This is a genomic window from Streptomyces sp. NBC_00316 (assembly GCF_036158715.1).
Classification (GTDB): Bacteria; Actinomycetota; Actinomycetes; order Streptomycetales; family Streptomycetaceae; genus Streptomyces.
In genome coordinates this window covers 7,494,032-7,508,560 of sequence record NZ_CP108023.1, presented here as the reverse complement: position 1 = coordinate 7,508,560, position 14,529 = coordinate 7,494,032, and the positions used below count along the sequence as shown (strand labels likewise).

Annotated in this window: 13 protein-coding genes and 1 pseudogene; 8 read left to right on the top strand and 6 right to left on the bottom strand. The window is 72.1% G+C overall.

Annotation, left to right across the window (positions count from 1 at the left end):
• Positions 1 to 50 precede the first annotated feature (50 nt).
• The 3 genes and pseudogenes from OG878_RS33460 to OG878_RS33450 form a co-directional block, all read left to right on the top strand.
• Positions 51 to 272, top strand: a pseudogene (locus OG878_RS33460) (SWIM zinc finger family protein); the annotation flags it as partial.
• 119 nt (positions 273 to 391) lie between these two features.
• Positions 392 to 562 (top strand): hypothetical protein, encoded by a 171-nt coding sequence (locus tag OG878_RS42380; RefSeq protein ID WP_443049185.1) that lies wholly within the window; start codon positions 392 to 394, stop codon positions 560 to 562.
• Between the two features lie 240 nt (positions 563 to 802).
• Entirely contained in the window at positions 803 to 2,251 is a 1,449-nt protein-coding gene (locus tag OG878_RS33450; RefSeq protein ID WP_328891468.1) for a GNAT family N-acetyltransferase, read from the top strand.
• On the opposite strand, the gene OG878_RS33445 is transcribed toward OG878_RS33450, so the two are convergent.
• On the bottom strand, positions 2,187 to 3,398 hold the full coding sequence (locus OG878_RS33445; RefSeq protein ID WP_328890226.1) for a trans-sulfuration enzyme family protein: 1,212 nt from the start codon (positions 3,396 to 3,398) through the stop codon (positions 2,187 to 2,189). The genes OG878_RS33450 and OG878_RS33445 overlap by 65 nt on opposite strands.
• A 59-nt stretch (positions 3,399 to 3,457) precedes the next feature.
• Here OG878_RS33445 and OG878_RS33440 point away from each other — a divergent pair, with 59 nt between their 5' ends.
• Positions 3,458 to 3,964, top strand: coding sequence for an Lrp/AsnC family transcriptional regulator (locus OG878_RS33440; RefSeq protein WP_328890225.1), 507 nt, complete (start codon positions 3,458 to 3,460; stop codon positions 3,962 to 3,964).
• Between the two features lie 358 nt (positions 3,965 to 4,322).
• Complete coding sequence (locus OG878_RS33435; protein ID WP_328890224.1) at positions 4,323 to 6,008, top strand: DUF885 domain-containing protein; 1,686 nt, start codon at positions 4,323 to 4,325, stop codon at positions 6,006 to 6,008.
• A gap of 171 nt (positions 6,009 to 6,179) precedes the next feature.
• Here the strand turns inward: OG878_RS33435 and OG878_RS33430 are convergent, their stop codons facing one another.
• On the bottom strand, positions 6,180 to 6,668 hold the full coding sequence (locus OG878_RS33430; protein ID WP_328890223.1) for a rhodanese-like domain-containing protein: 489 nt from the start codon (positions 6,666 to 6,668) through the stop codon (positions 6,180 to 6,182).
• Between the two features lie 93 nt (positions 6,669 to 6,761).
• On the opposite strand from OG878_RS33430, the gene OG878_RS33425 reads away from it, so the two are divergent.
• Positions 6,762 to 7,208 (top strand): Lrp/AsnC family transcriptional regulator, encoded by a 447-nt coding sequence (locus OG878_RS33425; protein WP_328890222.1) that lies wholly within the window; start codon positions 6,762 to 6,764, stop codon positions 7,206 to 7,208.
• On the opposite strand, the gene OG878_RS33420 is transcribed toward OG878_RS33425, so the two are convergent.
• The 3 genes from OG878_RS33420 to OG878_RS33410 all read right to left on the bottom strand — a co-directional run bounded on the left by OG878_RS33420 (position 7,198) and on the right by OG878_RS33410 (position 12,462).
• Entirely contained in the window at positions 7,198 to 10,275 is a 3,078-nt protein-coding gene (locus tag OG878_RS33420) for an SMC family ATPase (protein ID WP_328890221.1), read from the bottom strand. The genes OG878_RS33425 and OG878_RS33420 overlap by 11 nt on opposite strands.
• Positions 10,272 to 11,438 (bottom strand): exonuclease SbcCD subunit D, encoded by a 1,167-nt coding sequence (locus tag OG878_RS33415; RefSeq protein ID WP_328890220.1) that lies wholly within the window; start codon positions 11,436 to 11,438, stop codon positions 10,272 to 10,274. The genes OG878_RS33420 and OG878_RS33415 overlap by 4 nt, the downstream gene beginning before the upstream one ends.
• A gap of 397 nt (positions 11,439 to 11,835) precedes the next feature.
• Entirely contained in the window at positions 11,836 to 12,462 is a 627-nt protein-coding gene (locus tag OG878_RS33410; RefSeq protein WP_328890219.1) for a YigZ family protein, read from the bottom strand.
• Between the two features lie 59 nt (positions 12,463 to 12,521).
• Between OG878_RS33410 and OG878_RS33405 the strand changes: the two genes are divergently transcribed.
• Both OG878_RS33405 and OG878_RS33400 read left to right on the top strand, forming a co-directional pair.
• A complete protein-coding gene (locus OG878_RS33405; RefSeq protein ID WP_328890218.1) occupies positions 12,522 to 12,947 on the top strand; it encodes a CoA-binding protein in 426 nt (141 codons plus the stop codon).
• A gap of 97 nt (positions 12,948 to 13,044) precedes the next feature.
• Entirely contained in the window at positions 13,045 to 13,851 is an 807-nt protein-coding gene (locus OG878_RS33400; RefSeq protein ID WP_443049282.1) for an aminoglycoside N(3)-acetyltransferase, read from the top strand.
• A gap of 102 nt (positions 13,852 to 13,953) precedes the next feature.
• On the opposite strand, the gene OG878_RS33395 is transcribed toward OG878_RS33400, so the two are convergent.
• A complete protein-coding gene (locus OG878_RS33395; RefSeq protein ID WP_328890216.1) occupies positions 13,954 to 14,514 on the bottom strand; it encodes a YbaK/EbsC family protein in 561 nt (186 codons plus the stop codon).
• Between the last annotated feature and the right edge of the window lie 15 nt (positions 14,515 to 14,529).

The window sequence follows — 14,529 nt, the reverse complement described above, 5'->3', positions numbered from 1 at the left end:
CGGGCGGCCGTCCGGGGCCGGTTGTCAGTGGTGGGTCCTACGGTTTTTGCATGACCCGTTCCGTACAGGCCCTGGCCTACTCCCGCCCTTCCGCCCTGGAGTCCTCCCAGGTCGGGCAGTTGCTCGGCCTGGAGACCGCCGGCGGTCTCACTCCGCACGGCGCCGAGCCCCATCCTCGGTTCTTCGACGGCTTTCTCGCCTCGCCGCGGATCGCCGCCCGCGGTCTGCTGGCCGTTGCGGACGTGGCGTCGGCGCGCTACTACCAGCGGAGTCCGCCCGTACGGCCGCCGCCACCGGCGCCTGCGCAACGGTGCTCTCCGTCCTGTCCGCCGTCCTGCCCCCGCTGCTGGCGTACGAGAAGGCTCCGCGCGGGCTGAGCGACCTGCTGTCCGTGGCCGCCGACTGCACGGAGCGCTGCGGTGCGGTCGGGGCCGGACCGATGGCCGGGCTCTCCGCAGTGGCCGCGCGCGGCGGATCGTCGCAGCTGGTGCGCCAGGCCGTGCGGCTGCAGGCCGCCCGGGAGCAGGGTGCGGGCTCGGCAGCCGTGGACATCGTGCCGTAACCGGACGCGTCCCGATGTGACGCGGGGCGGGCCTCCGGTCGGCCCGCCCCACCGCGCGCACCCGCGGCGAACCGTTCACCGGCTGCCGCAACCCGCACACGCACCGCCGCCATCGCCATGACTCAAGACATCAACCAGCCAAAAAGCGGTGATAGAGGACCAGATCCACACTTAACCCATCAGTCACAAGGCGTTCGTGACCAGGCAACACCACTCCGTCACAGTGAAGCCATGACTGACGTGACATCCGCGAAGAGCTCACGCCGCCCCCACCACTGGCGGCACGACCTGATCGAACTGGCCGCACTGTTCACCGCGGTCGCGGTGGCCGACGCGATCGCCAACCTCATCGGACACCAGCCGGACGGGCCGTACCTGCTGATCGCCTCGGCCGTGGCACTGGCTGCGACGGCCGCGTTCCACACGTGGTGGGCACGACGGCACAGTCACGCACCGCCGCCGGCCGCCGGCCCCGGCAGTGCGGACGCGTCCCGCTCCGTCGACGTCCGCGCGGCCGCGCAGGGGACCGGCACCACGACCGCCGACACTGCGCCCGTGGCCACGCCCACTGCCCCAGGCCGCGCACTGTCCCACGAGGACACGGTGCTGTGGCGGATGCGTACCACCGTCCGGGACACCCCCGGCAGTCTGGCCTCGCTCTGCATCGCGCTCGCCCGGCACCGGGTCGACATCCTGACGCTGCAGACGCACCCGCTGGCCGAGGGCACGGTCGACGAGTTCCTGCTGCGCGCCCCCGCCGCGCTCCAGGCCCAGCAGTTGAGCCGGGAGATCTCCGCCGCGGGCGGCAACTCCACCTGGATCGAGCGTGCCGACGCGCACGATCTGGTGGACGCTCCGACACGCATGCTGGGCCTCGCCACCCGCACCGCTCTCGATGCGGCCGAACTCCCCCTCGCGCTGCGGCAGTTGCTCGGGCGCTGCACCATCCACTCGCTCCCGGCAGTGTCGATCACCGGCCGCGCGACCGGCGAGACCGCGCCGGTCGAAGGGGTGCTGGAGGAGACCGTGATGCGGCTGCGCGACCCGTCCGGCGGCGCAATCACCGTCGAGCGGCCCTATCTTCCGTTCACACCGACCGAGTTCGCCCGGGCCCGCGCCCTGGTCGAGCTCGACGCCCGGCTCGGCCCCCGTGTCCCGCGCAGCGAGCACGTGCTCACGCTCCCCGAGGGCAACGAGATCACCGTGCGCCGCGCGGACCAGAGCGATCTGGCCGCCGCCAGGGCCATGCACGACCGCTGCTCCGAACGGACGCTGCGGCTGCGCTACCACGGTCCTGTCCGTGACGCCGACCGCTATCTGGAACACCTGCTGAGCCCCCGGTTCGGCCGCACCCTGGCCGTGCAGACGACCTCCGGCCGGCTCGTCGCCCTCGGCCACCTGCTCTGGGACGGTGACGAGACGGAGGTCGCCCTCCTCGTCGAGGACGACTGGCAGCGCCGCGGCATCGGCTCGGAGCTGCTCGGCCGCCTGGTGACGCTCGCCATCGAGGCCGGCTGCGAGAGTGTGTACGCCGTCACCCAGGCGTCCAACACGGGCATGGTTGCCGCCATGCGAGCCCTCGCGCTGCCTCTCGACTACCAGATCGAGGAGGGCACGCTCGTCATCACAGCCCGGCTGGAAGCGACTCCGGTACGGTCCCTGCCGCCGTACGAGCAGGCGGGGCACTGAGCGCCTGACACAGGTCGGCCCAGAGGTCCTCGACATCTTCCAGGCCGACCGACATGCGCAGCAGCCGGTCCCCGACACCCGCGGCCCGCCGGTCTCCCTCAGCCACGATGCGGTGGCTGATGGAGGCCGGGTGCTGGATCAGGGTGTCGACGCTGCCGAGGCTGACCGCGGGCGTGATGAGCCGTACCGCGGAGATCACCCGGTGCGGATCCCCGTACACCTCGAAGGAGACCATCGCCCCACCCACCTTCGGGTAGTGGACCCGGGCGATGCGGGGGTCGGCGGACAGCCGGCGGGACAGGTCGGCTGCGGTCGCGGAAGCGGCCCGTACCCGCACCGGCAGTGTGGAGAGTCCCCGCAGCAGCAGATATCCGGCCATCGGATGCAGTACCCCGCCGGTGGCGAAGCGCACCTGGCGCAGCCGGGCCGCGAACTCCTCGTCGCAGGCGACGACTCCGCCCATGACGTCGCCGTGCCCGCCCAGGTACTTGGTGGCGCTGTGCAGGACGATCGCGGCCCCCTGCTCGACCGGGCGCTGAAGGACGGGGGTGGCGAAGGTGTTGTCGACGAGCAGGGGCACCGAGCCGCAGGAGTGCGCGAGCGCCCGGATGTCGACCTCGGCGAGGGTCGGGTTGGCCGGCGACTCGACCATCACCAGACCGGTGTCAGGACGGATGGCCTCCGCGACGCCCGCCGGGTCGGTCCAGGTGACTTCGGTGCCCAGCAGCCCGGCGCCGAGGAGGTGGTCGCTGCAGCCGTAGAGCGGGCGAACGGCCACCACATGACGCAGCCCCATGCTCGCGCGGGCCAGCAGGACGGCGGTGAGCGCCGCCATGCCGCTGGCGAACGACACGGCGCTGCCGGTCCCTTCGAGCCGGGCAAGTGCCGTCTCGAAGCGGGCCGTGGTCGGGTTGTCGAGCCGGGCGTAGACGGGCGGCCCGTCGAGCCTGGCACCCGTGGTGGCGAAGGCGTCGATCCGTTCCGCCTCTCCCCGGGAGTCGTACGAGGGATAGGTGGTGGACAGGTCGATCGGCGGGGCGTGCAGGCCGAGTGCGGCCAGGTCGTCGCGTCCGGCGTGCACGGCTTCGGTGGCCAGGGCCCTGGACCGGAATGTCGTCAGGGGCTGCATCGAGGCTTCAGTGTCCATGACACCACTCTGAACACTCACCGGGTCCTGGCGGTAAGACGCCGTGCTACGTTCGGCCCATGGCCGATTCTGTCGTTCTGGACCCGGTGGACCTGCACATTCTGCGGTTGCTGCAGAACGATGCCCGGACTACCTACCGCGAGCTGGCCGCCGAAGTCGGCGTCGCACCGTCGACCTGCCTGGACCGGGTGACCAGACTGCGTCGCTCGGGAGTAATTCTCGGCCACCAGCTGCGGCTCGACCCGGCCCGGCTCGGCCGTGGCCTGGAGGCGCTGCTCCTGGTGCAGGTCCGCCCGCACCGCAGGGAGCTCATCGGCCCGTTCGTCGAGCGGATCAGGGGATTGCCGGAGTCCCGTGCGCTCTTCCATCTGACCGGCCCCGACGACTACCTGGTCCATGTGGCCGTCGCGGACACCGCGGATCTGCAGCGGCTGGTGCTGGACGAATTCACGTCACGGCGTGAGGTGGCACGGGTGGAGACCCGGCTGATATTCCAGCAGTGGGAGTGCGGGCCACTGCTGCCACCGTCGTCCGCGACGCCCGGACGGGCCGCAGTGGCCGACTGACCGGGCCGGCCACCGAGGCAGCGATCGAGCGCGGCCACCGTGGCGGGACGGTGAGGACCGGCCACCGGGGCCGGCCGAGTCCGGCCATGAAGACCGAAGGAACGGGTCCGGTCAGCGGGTTGTCACCTGTGCGACAGGAGGTCGAGACCCTCACGCTAAGGGCTGTCCCGTAATCCCTGGCGGGCGCACGACGACAGCTGTGGCACCTCGCTGCGTTGTCGGAACGCCCGAATACGTCCAGTATGAGGACGCTCCTCCGCCTTGCGATGCACCACATCTGACGCCGCGCGCTGATCCACCAGGGATTACGGGACAGCCCTTAGTGACGCGGCACCCCTCGCCGTATGAGGATGTCCGCATGTCAGACACTTCACACAACGCGCTGCCCCGCCAGGTCGCCGACGCCTATGTCGATGCATTCATCGAACTCGACCCGATCGCGGGCACTTATCTCGGTGTCACGGAAAGCTCGCGCCGCCTCCCCGATTTCTCCCCTGCCGGCCAGGAAGCCCTTGCCGAGCTCGCCCGCACCACTCTCGTGAAGCTCGACGCAGCCGAGCAGCTGCCGGGGGCGGACACGGACGCCGAGCGCCGCTGCGGCCGCCTGCTGCGCGAGCGCCTGACTGCGGAACTCGCCGTCCACGAGGCCGACGAGAGCCTGCGCACCGTCTCCAATCTGCACTCGCCGGCGCACGCCGTCCGTGAGGTGCTGACGGTGACGCCGACCGAGACCGACGACGACTGGGCGGCCGTCGTGGAGCGGCTGCAGGCGGTCCCCTCGGCCCTTGAGGGATACCGCGCCTCGCTCGCACTCGGCCTGGACCGCAAGCTCTACGGCGGTCCGCGAGCCACAGCCACCTTCATCGACCAGCTGTCCGAGTGGGTCGGGGACGAGGGGACGGGGTTCTTCGAAAGCTTCGTCGCTCCCGGCCCGGACGCGCTGCGCGCCGACCTGGACGACGCCGCTCGGCAGGCCACGGAGTCCATGGTGGCGCTGCGCGACTGGATGCGCGACGTGTACGCCCCCGCCGTCGAGGGCCAGCCCGACACGGTCGGCCGTGAGCGGTACGCCCGCTGGTCGCGCTATTTCAACGGCACCGATCTTGATCTCGACGAGGCGTACGCGTACGGCTGGTCCGAATACCATCGGCTGCTCGGCGAGATGAAGGCCGAGGCCGAGAAGGTGCTGCCGGGCGCCGGCCCCTGGGAGGCGCTGGCCCATCTCGATGTGCACGGACAGCACATCGAGGGTGTCGACGAGGTCCAGACCTGGCTGCAGGGGCTGATGGACGAGGCGATCGAGGCGCTCGACGGTACGCACTTCGAACTCGCCGAGCGGGTACGGAAGGTGGAGTCCCGGATCGCACCGCCCGGCGGCGCAGCGGCTCCGTACTACACGGGTCCGTCCGAGGACTTCTCTCGTCCCGGCCGCACCTGGCTGCCCACCATGGGCGAGACCCGGTTCCCGGTGTACGACCTGGTCTCCACCTGGTACCACGAGGGTGTGCCCGGCCACCACCTGCAGATCGCGCAGTGGACGCACGTCGCCGAGAGTCTCTCCCGCTACCAGGCGTCGATCGGCATGGTCAGCGCGAACGCCGAGGGCTGGGCGCTGTACGCGGAACGGCTGATGGACGAGCTCGGCTTCCTGCCCGACGCCGAGCGCCGCCTCGGCTATCTGGACGCGCAGATGATGCGCGCCTGCCGGGTGATCGTGGACATCGGCATGCACGCGGAGATGGAGATCCCCGCGGGCTCCCCCTTCCACCCCGGCGAGCGGTGGACACCCGAACTGGCCCAGGAGTTCTTCGGCAACCACAGTGGCCGGCCGGCGGAGTTCGTGGAGAGCGAGCTGACCCGCTATCTGTCCATGCCGGGCCAGGCCATCGGCTACAAGCTGGGCGAGCGCGCCTGGCTGCTCGGCCGGGAGAACGCCCGCAAGGCGCACGGCGACGCGTTCGACGCCAAGGCCTGGCACATGGCCGCCCTCTCGCAGGGATCGCTGGGCCTGGACGATCTGGTCGACGAGCTGTCGAAGCTCTGACCCCGGACGGCACTCGGCCGCCGTCGGCCGGCCCCGGCCCTGCGCCATGGGCCCGGCCGACGGCGGCCACCCGCATCCGCTCTCTCCGGTGAGTGTCCGGCGACCCGACCGCGGGGCGCTCGCCCCGGTGGAGCGGACTCGGGACCGTACCGATACCTGGGCTCGCGCCGTTCAGCAGCCGCATGCATCGGAGTCGACCGGCGCGGTGAGCGGGTCGGCGGTCTGCCGCTCGCGCCCCTCCCAGGTCTCGAACTCGAAGCCCTCGCGCGCCCAGTACTCGAACCCGCCGAGCATCTCCTTGACCTGATAGCCCAGTTCGGCGAGAGCCAGCGCGGCGCGGGTGCCGCCGTTGCAGCCGGGGCCCCAGCAGTACGTGACCACCGGCACGGCCGGGTCCAGGAGGTCCCGGGCCTGCTCGGCAATGAGGGCCGTGGGCAGGTGCACGGCGCCGGGGACGTGCCCCTGGTCCCAGGCGGCGGTGGACCGGGAGTCGAGGACCACGAAGCCGGGGTCACCACCGGCGGCGAGCGCGGCAGCGACGTCGGAGACATCGGCGTGAAAGGCGAGCGAGGCACCGAAGTAGGCGGCGGCCGCGGCCGGGGAGGCCGGCGGAACACGCAGGACGGGGTTGCCGGCGGATGCGGTGAGCTGCGAAGTCATGACCGAAAATCTACGGCCGGCGCCCCGGTGCCGGAAGGCATGATCCTCGGCACACCGCTTGATCCTCCGGGGAATTCCCTGTTCTCTGAGGGTGTGACCGACTATTCCCCGGACGCCACCGACTGGCGCATCCTCGACGTCCTGCAACGCGAGGGGCGAGCCACCTTCGCCGAACTGGCACGCGCCGTCGCCATGTCGCCGAGCGCGGTGACGGAGCGGGTGCGCCGCCTGGAGGATGCGGGCGTCATCAGTGGCTACGCCGCCGTGGTGGACCCGGAACGGCTCGGGCTGCCGATTCTCGCCCTCGTGCGGCTCCGCTATCCGAACGGCAACTACAAGCCGTTCCACGATCTCCTCGACACCACGCCCGAGATCGTGGAAGCCCACCATGTCACCGGCGACGACTGTTTCGTACTGAAGGTCACCGCGCGCTCGATGAGCCACCTGGAAGCGGTCTCGGGAAAGATCGGCACGCTCGGCTCCGTCACCACCAGCGTCGTCTACTCCTCGCCCCTGCCCCGGCGGGCCATCAGCCGCTGACCCCGTCGCCGACGCGGTGGCGCACCGCGGATCCGTGCCGTTCCTTGACCACTTCGAGCTGGGCGGGAATCCGGCGGCGCAGATCGGCGACGTGGCTGACGATGCCGACGCTGCGGTCCCGCTCGCGCAACGAGTCCAGCACGTCGAGCACCTCGTCCAGGGTCTGGTCGTCCAGGCTGCCGAACCCCTCGTCGATGAAGAGCGTGTCCAGCCGGACCCCGCCCGCTTCATCGGTGACGACATCGGCGAGACCGAGCGCCAGGGCGAGCGACGCGAAGAACGTCTCGCCGCCGGAGAGTGTCGCCGTGTCCCGCTCGCGTCCGGTCCAGGCGTCGACGACATGCAGCCCGAGGCCTGCGCGGCGGCCCCCGGTACGCGCGTCGGAGTGGACCAGCGTGTAGCGGCCCGACGACATCCGCTGCAGCCGCGCGGTGGCGGCCGCCGCGACCTGTTCGAGCCGGGCGGCGAGCACATACGACTCCAGCCGCATCTTGCGTTCGTTGTCGGCCGAGGTGCCGGCGGTGAGCCCGGCGAGCCGTGCGACGCGGTCGTACTCCTCACGCAGCGGGCCCAGCCTGCGCACTTCGTCCGCCGCGCGGCGCGACAGCCTGCCCAGTTCGGTGCAGCGCTCGCGGGCGGCAGCCAGCGCGGCCGCGGCGTCCCTGAGCTGTCTCCCGGCGGCGTCGTACGCCGCCTGCGCCGCGTCGGGGGCCGCCTGCGGGCGTTCGGCGGCGGCCCGGGTCGCGGTTTCCGCGAGCCGGTCGGCGACGGCGGCGGCCTCGGCCTGCCAGGCATCGATCAGGTGCTGGAGTTCGCGGTGCTCGGGGGCGGTCAGCAGGGTCGCCGCGGCGGCCTGCGGGGTGTCGAACCCGGCCCGGAACGCGGCGTCGGCGAGCCGGCCGTCCGCCTCCTTGCGGCGCTGCGCCGCCTCCTCCTCGGCGCGCACCGCCTCGGCGGCGCCGGCGAGCAGGACGACTCGGCGCTCCAGCAGGACCGCGTGCGCAGCTACGCTGTCCGACTCACCGCGGGCGGCCACCAACTCCGCTTCCAGAGCGGACTGTTCGCGGTCGAGCCCCTCCCGTCGCGAAGTCCGCGCAGCGGCGCGGCGCTCGGCCGACTGCCGCCCTTCGAGCCGCTCGCCCTGTTCCCGTTCGGCGGCTGCGAGAGCCTCGCGCGCGGCATGCATACCGGCAGCGGTGCGGTGCGCCTGGGCGTGCTCGGTGGCCAACCCGGTGACCCGGGCTTCGAGTTCGGCGACGGTCGGGTCGGAATCCGGTGCCGTGGCGACGTCTGCCTGCTCGCCGAAGGCGTCCGCCCCCGGCGCCGGCGGTGCCCAGCGCGCCGCGGACCGTGCCGCGGCGTGCTTCTCGCGCACGACCCCGAGCTCCCGATCCGCTTCCGTACGGGCCTGTTCGGCCCGCCGGTGGGCATCGAGAGCCGCCTCCTCGGTGGCCCGGTCGACGTGCCCGTCGCCCGCGCGGGCCGGACTCGGGTGCTCGCCCGACCCGCATACCTTGCAGGCCTCGCCGTCGACCAGCTGTGCCGCAAGCTCGGCGGCGATGCCACGCAGCCGTCGTTCGCGCAGCTCCAGCCACCTCTCGTGGGCGCCGAGAGCGTGCTCGCGAGCCGCGGCCAGCCGGTCCGCGGCGGCGTCCGCCTCGGCCGCGAGCGCGTCGCGCAGCCGGGCCGCGTCCAGCCGTCGGCGGGCCGGTTCCAGCTGTCCCGCCAGCTGTTCGGCGCGCGTCGCGGACTCCTGTGCCGCTTCGATGCCCTCCTGCAATCCGCGGCGGGTGGACTCCCAGCCGGCGAGCCAGCTCTCCGCTTCCTGGATCAGCTCGTCGTCGGCCCGGGCCTGCCGCTCCAGTGCGGCCCGCTCGGCGTCGATCTCCGTGCTGCGCCGTTCGGCCCGACGCGCGGCGTCGAGCCCGCCCAGCTCCTGCCGGAGCCTGCGCTCCAGGGTCGCCAACTGGTCCGCACCGGCGTCGACAAGGTCGGCGGGAAGCTGGGCGCGGGCCCGCTCACGGGCCACGCAGGCGGTGCGGTGGTTCCGTTCCGCCTCGTCGCGCAACTCCAGTGCGGGGGCGACGAGTTCTGCTTTGCGGGCGCGAGCGAGCCGCTCGTGGTGCCGGTCGCGGTCGGGGCGGCGTGCTTCCAGTTCGGTGGCGCGGCGCCGCGTCTCCTCGTACCGCTGCTGAAGTCCGGCGAGTTCGCGCTCCAAGTCGAGCACCTCACGGGCTGCTGCCTGCTGGCCCTCGGCGGTGGACAGGACCGACTCCGCGATGCAGAGCCGTTCCCGGGCGCTGCTGCGGGCAACCGCGGCCCACTCGAGTACGGCCTCGGCCAGCCCCGGTTCGCCGGGCTGGACGTCCGGCAGAGGCAGTTCCCCAGCCGCCGGCCCGGCGGCCTGAGCGATCCGCTGGGCGATGGCCAGGATCTGTTCGTCCCCCGCCCTGACCTGCGTTTCGGCGGTACGGCGCAGTTCGGTGAGGCGTTCCTCGACAGCCGCGAAGCGGCGGGTGTCGAAGAGTCTGCCGAGCAGCTTGCCGCGCGCTTCGGCATCGGCGCGCAGAAAGCGCGCGAAGTCGCCCTGCGGCAGCAGCACCACCTGGCAGAACTGGTCCCGGCTCATTCCGATGAGCTGGGTGATCTCCTCACCGATCTCCTGATGCGACCGGCTGAGCGCCTGCCAGCCGTGCTCGGGGTCGTACGCGCGCAGCCAGCTCTGGGCCTTCTCGGTGGTGAAACCCGCGCCCTTCTTCTTGGGACGCAGCTGGGCAGGGCGCCGGGTGATCTCCAGGCGCCGTCCGCCGACGGTGAGGTCCAGCCGCACTTCGGTGGGGAGGCCGGCCGGGGCGTGGTCGCTGCGCAGCGAGGTTCCGGGACTCTGGCGGGCGCCGGGCACCGCGCCGTAGAGCCCGTAGCAGACCGCGTCGAGGACGGATGTCTTGCCGGCTCCGGTGGGTCCGTGCAGGAGGAAGAGCCCGGCGGCGGAGAGCGCGTCGAAGTCGACGTCCTGGGTGGCGCCGAACGGACCGAAGGCGGTGAGGGTGAGTCCGTGGAGTCTCAACGGTTCACCTCGCGCACGGCGTCGTCCACCCGTACGTGTTCGAACGCACCGCGCAGCACGGTGCGCTCCCGTTCGTCCGCGCCGTTGCCGCCCCGGACGTGCGCCACGAAGTCCTCCGCGATCTGCTGGTCGTCGCGCCCTCTGAGGCGCTGTGCGTACGAGGCGAGCGGGTCCTCGGCCGTCCGCTCGGGTTCGAAGACGAGGCTCAGGGTGTGCGGGAACCTGTCCGCGAGGCGGGCCATCGGCTCGTCCGGACGGACGGGGTCGGTGAGGGTGGCCTCCACCCACGCCGCCTCGTGGCGGGCCAGCGCCGGGTCGTCGAGAAGTGCGTCGAGGCGGCCGCCGAGGCGGGCCAGCGGCCGGGGTACCGGACAGTCGATCCGCTCGGCGGCGATCGTGCCCGTGGCATCGAGGTCGATCAGCCACATGGTCTTGCGGTGGGCGGCCTCGGAGAAGGAGTAGGCGAGGGGGGAGCCTGAGTAGCGCACCCGCTCGGTGACGGCCTGGCAGCCGTGCAGGTGTCCGAGCGCCGTGTAGTCGACGCCTGCGAAGACACCGGCGGGAACGGCGGCCACACCGCCGATGGTGATGTCGCGCTCACTGTCGCTGGGCTCACCGCCCGCGACGAAGGCGTGGGCGAGCACGACGGAGCGGGTGGAGTCCGGCCGGGTCGCGAGGTCGGCGCGGACCCGGTCCATGGCAGCGGTCAGCACGGCCTCGTGTCCGGCCCGCTCCGCCTTGAACACGTCCTTGACGAGGGCCGGTTCCAGATAGGGCAGCCCGTAGAACGCGACGTCGCCGTGCTCGTCCCGCAGGACGACGGGGGTGGCGCACTGCGCGGGGTCGGTCCGCAGATGGATACCCGCCCGGCCCATCAGCCCTGCGCCGACGCCGAGCCTGCGGGCCGAGTCATGGTTTCCGGAGATCATCACCGTGGGTACGCCGGCTGCGGCAAGACGGTGCAGGGCCCGGTCGAAGAGCTCGACGGCGGACAGCGGGGGTACGGCCCTGTCGTACACATCACCCGCCACCACGACGGCATCGACCTCGCGTGCGCGCGCGGTCGCCACCAGATGGTCGAGAAAGGCGGCCTGGGCGTCGAGCAGGGAGACCCGGTGGAACGACCGCCCCAAGTGCCAGTCCGATGTGTGCAAAATCCTCAAGAGCTGGCTCCGACCTGCATGTTTCTCTTCCTTTGTGCCCAGCACCCGCACCGGCGGTGCACCGGAGCCGCACCGCACCGGCACGGGTCCGCGCGGTCGGTACCGACCACGCTAACGCCGGTGAGCCCCTGTTCTCCCACGAACCTGTTTCCTCACCCCGCACAGTCTCCCATCACACCCCACCGCCCCCGACGGGCTCAGTGAAAGAAGTGCGGGCCACCCCGTGTTCCGGCGCAGGCCGCGACAAGCAGCTCCGAGCCCCGGTGCAACGGAGCCGGCACCGCCCGGCGGCCGGACCCCGGCGCCTCCACCGTGGGACCGCGCCCGGCCGGCCGGGTGGGCCGCGGCGGCACGCGGTTCACCACGGACCGGAAAGCCTCCCCGGACGGATCGCCCGTCAGGCGTCCCCGTACGCCTCGCCGCCCAGCTCCAGCAGCGCCTCACCTGCCGTCGCATCGGCCAGCCAGTCCCGGAAGCCCTCGACATCGGCGTCCGGCAGCCCGAGCTCGATGATCACCGCTTCCGCGTACCGGACTTCGCGGACGGCCCGCCCGGTGGCGCGCAGATCGTTCTCCAGCTTGCCCGCCCGCTGATGGTCCACGGTGATCGTGGCGAGCCGGAACCGCCGGCGGGTGATCGTGCCGAGTGCGTCGAGAGCCTCGCCGACGACCCCTCCGTACGCCCTGATCAGTCCCCCGGCACCGAGTTTCACGCCGCCGTAGTAGCGGGTGACGACGGCCACCACGTACCGCATCTCGCGGCGCATCAGCATCTGCAGCATGGGAACGCCCGCGGTACCGCCGGGCTCGCCGTCGTCACTGGCCTTCTGTACGGAGGCGTCGGCGCCGACGACGTACGCGAAGCAGTTGTGGGAGGCGGTCGGGTGTTCCCTGCGGATGCGTGCGACGAAGTCCTGCGCCTCCTGCTCGGTGGCGGCGGGGGCGAGCGCGCAGATGAAGCGCGATCGGTTGATCTCGGTCTCGTGCACGCCCGCGCGGGCGACCGTCCGGTACTGCTCCTGCATCCGGCCACCCTATGCGCACGGGCGGGAATGGTCCGCGGCCGCTGTCGGTTGTCCGGATCATGTACGCAGACGCAGCAGAGACCGGGGCAGAGACGATCCGCAGGATCCTCCAGGACACCGGCGACACCTGGGCCGTCGTGGGACTGTCCGACAACGAGTCACGCGCGGCCTATGGCGTCGCCGCGGTCCTCCAGCGTTTCGGCAAGCGCGTCGTCCCGGTGCATCCCAAGGCGGAGCGGGTGCACGGCGAGAGGGGATTCGCGTCACTGGCCGACATCCCGTTCCCGGTCGATGTCGTGGACGTCTTCGTCAACAGCGAACGTGCAGGCGCCGTCGCCGACGAGGCCGTCACGATCGGAGCGAAGGCGGTCTGGTTCCAGCTGGGAGTGATCGACGAGGCCGCGTACGAACGCACGCGGGCGGCCGGACTCGACATGGTGATGGACCATTGCCCGGCGATCGAAATACCCCTTCTGGACCGATAAGCGGCGTACTGTTCCTCGGCCGAATGTGCGGGGTGTCACATAGGGCGCTCCGCTGGGAGAATGCCTGGTTGTGACTGTCACCAGTGCACCGTGCGCCATGGGCATGGCCCACTCCCGAAGCGGGCTCGCCGATCAGCTGGCCCGGCTCGGTGTGGAGCGGAACGGCGTCCTCATGGTGCATGCGTCGATGCGCACGGTGGGGGCGGTGCACGGCGGGATCTCTGCCGTGATCGGCGCACTGCGGGACACGCTCGGCGCGGACGGCACCCTGGTCGTCCCCTCGTTCACACCGGAGAACTCCGACACGTCCCCGCACTATCTCGAACGGGTCCGGGGTCTCAGCGACCGGGCCCGGGCGGAGGTGCGCGCCGGCATGCCGCCCTTCGATCCCGCGACGTCGGCAGCACCGTCGATGGGCCGTCTCTCGGAGGCTGTACGGCTGACGCCGGGGGCGGCACGCAGCGAGCACCCCCAGACGTCGTTCACCGCGCTGGGTCCCCTGGCCGGGAAGCTCGTCGCGCACCACCGCCCCGACTGCCATCTCGGCGAGGACTCCCCACTGGCCGGCCTCTACGACGTACGGGCCCAAGTGCTGCTGCTGGGCACCGGGTTCGACACCTGCACCTCGTTCCACCTCGGCGAGTACCGCGTGCCGGACCCGCCGCGCCGCACCTACCGCTGTGTGGTGACCACCGAAGGCAGACGCCACTGGTGGGAGTACGAGGACGTCGCGCTGGACGACAGCGATTTCGCGGCGCTCGGAGCCGAGTTCGAGCGCGCGGACGACGGCGCGTTCGTGCGCTCGGGCCCGGTCGGCTCGGCGACGGCCCGGCTCTTCCGGCTCACCGACGCGGTGGACTTCGCCGCGCGCAGCCTTCCCCGCCACCGGGCGGCGCGGCGCTGACCCGGCCCGGCGTCCGGCCGGTTCCTGGTGCGCGACGCCGTCGGCCCGGTCCTCGGGTCCGGGCGCGGGCCGCCGCCGACGCCGCGTGGAACCGCGGCGGCCTCACACGTCGACGCCGAGCCCCTCGACGAGCACCGCGTTCGGCAGCGCCGCAAGTGCCTTGCCCGGGAGGATCAGCTTGCCCCGGCGGCTGCCGCTGCCGATCAGTACCCACTCCTCGTCCACCACGGCGGGATCGAGCAGGAGCGGCCAGTCGTCCGGGAGTCCGACCGGGGTGATGCCCCCGTACTCCATGCCGGTCTCACCGACCGCCGTGTCCATGGAGGCGAACGACACCTTACGGGCGCCGAGGTGCCTGCGGACCGCCCCGTTCACGTCGACGCGGGTGCGGGAGAGGACGACGCAGGCCGCGAGGGTGACTTCGCCTCCGCGCTTGCCGGCCACGACGACGCAGTTGGCCGACCGGTCGAGCAGGCCGGCGCCGTGGTGGGCGACGAAGACCGCCGTGTCGGCGATCGCCGGGTCCGTGTCGACGTGGAGAATCCGGTCGGCGGGGACGTCGCCCCAACCCTGACTCACGGCCTTGGCGACCGGCGGAGTCAGAAGACCGATGCGGTCGACGGCGGGGCCCGCATCCTCGAAGTTTCCGATGGGTGCACGCATGCGCGCCACGCTAAC

Excerpts from the sequence above, each read along its gene's own strand:
- OG878_RS33400 (WP_443049282.1), top strand. The coding sequence starts at position 13,045 with ATGGGCATGGCCCACTCCCGAAGCGGGCTCGCCGATCAGCTGGCCCGG.
- OG878_RS33430 (WP_328890223.1), bottom strand. The coding sequence starts at position 6,668 with ATGACTTCGCAGCTCACCGCATCCGCCGGCAACCCCGTCCTGCGTGTT.
- OG878_RS33410 (WP_328890219.1), bottom strand. The coding sequence starts at position 12,462 with ATGCAGGAGCAGTACCGGACGGTCGCCCGCGCGGGCGTGCACGAGACC.
- OG878_RS33445 (WP_328890226.1), bottom strand. The coding sequence starts at position 3,398 with ATGGACACTGAAGCCTCGATGCAGCCCCTGACGACATTCCGGTCCAGG.
- OG878_RS33395 (WP_328890216.1), bottom strand. The coding sequence starts at position 14,514 with ATGCGTGCACCCATCGGAAACTTCGAGGATGCGGGCCCCGCCGTCGAC.
- OG878_RS33435 (WP_328890224.1), top strand. The coding sequence starts at position 4,323 with ATGTCAGACACTTCACACAACGCGCTGCCCCGCCAGGTCGCCGACGCC.
- OG878_RS33440 (WP_328890225.1), top strand. The coding sequence starts at position 3,458 with ATGGCCGATTCTGTCGTTCTGGACCCGGTGGACCTGCACATTCTGCGG.
- OG878_RS33405 (WP_328890218.1), top strand. The coding sequence starts at position 12,522 with ATGTACGCAGACGCAGCAGAGACCGGGGCAGAGACGATCCGCAGGATC.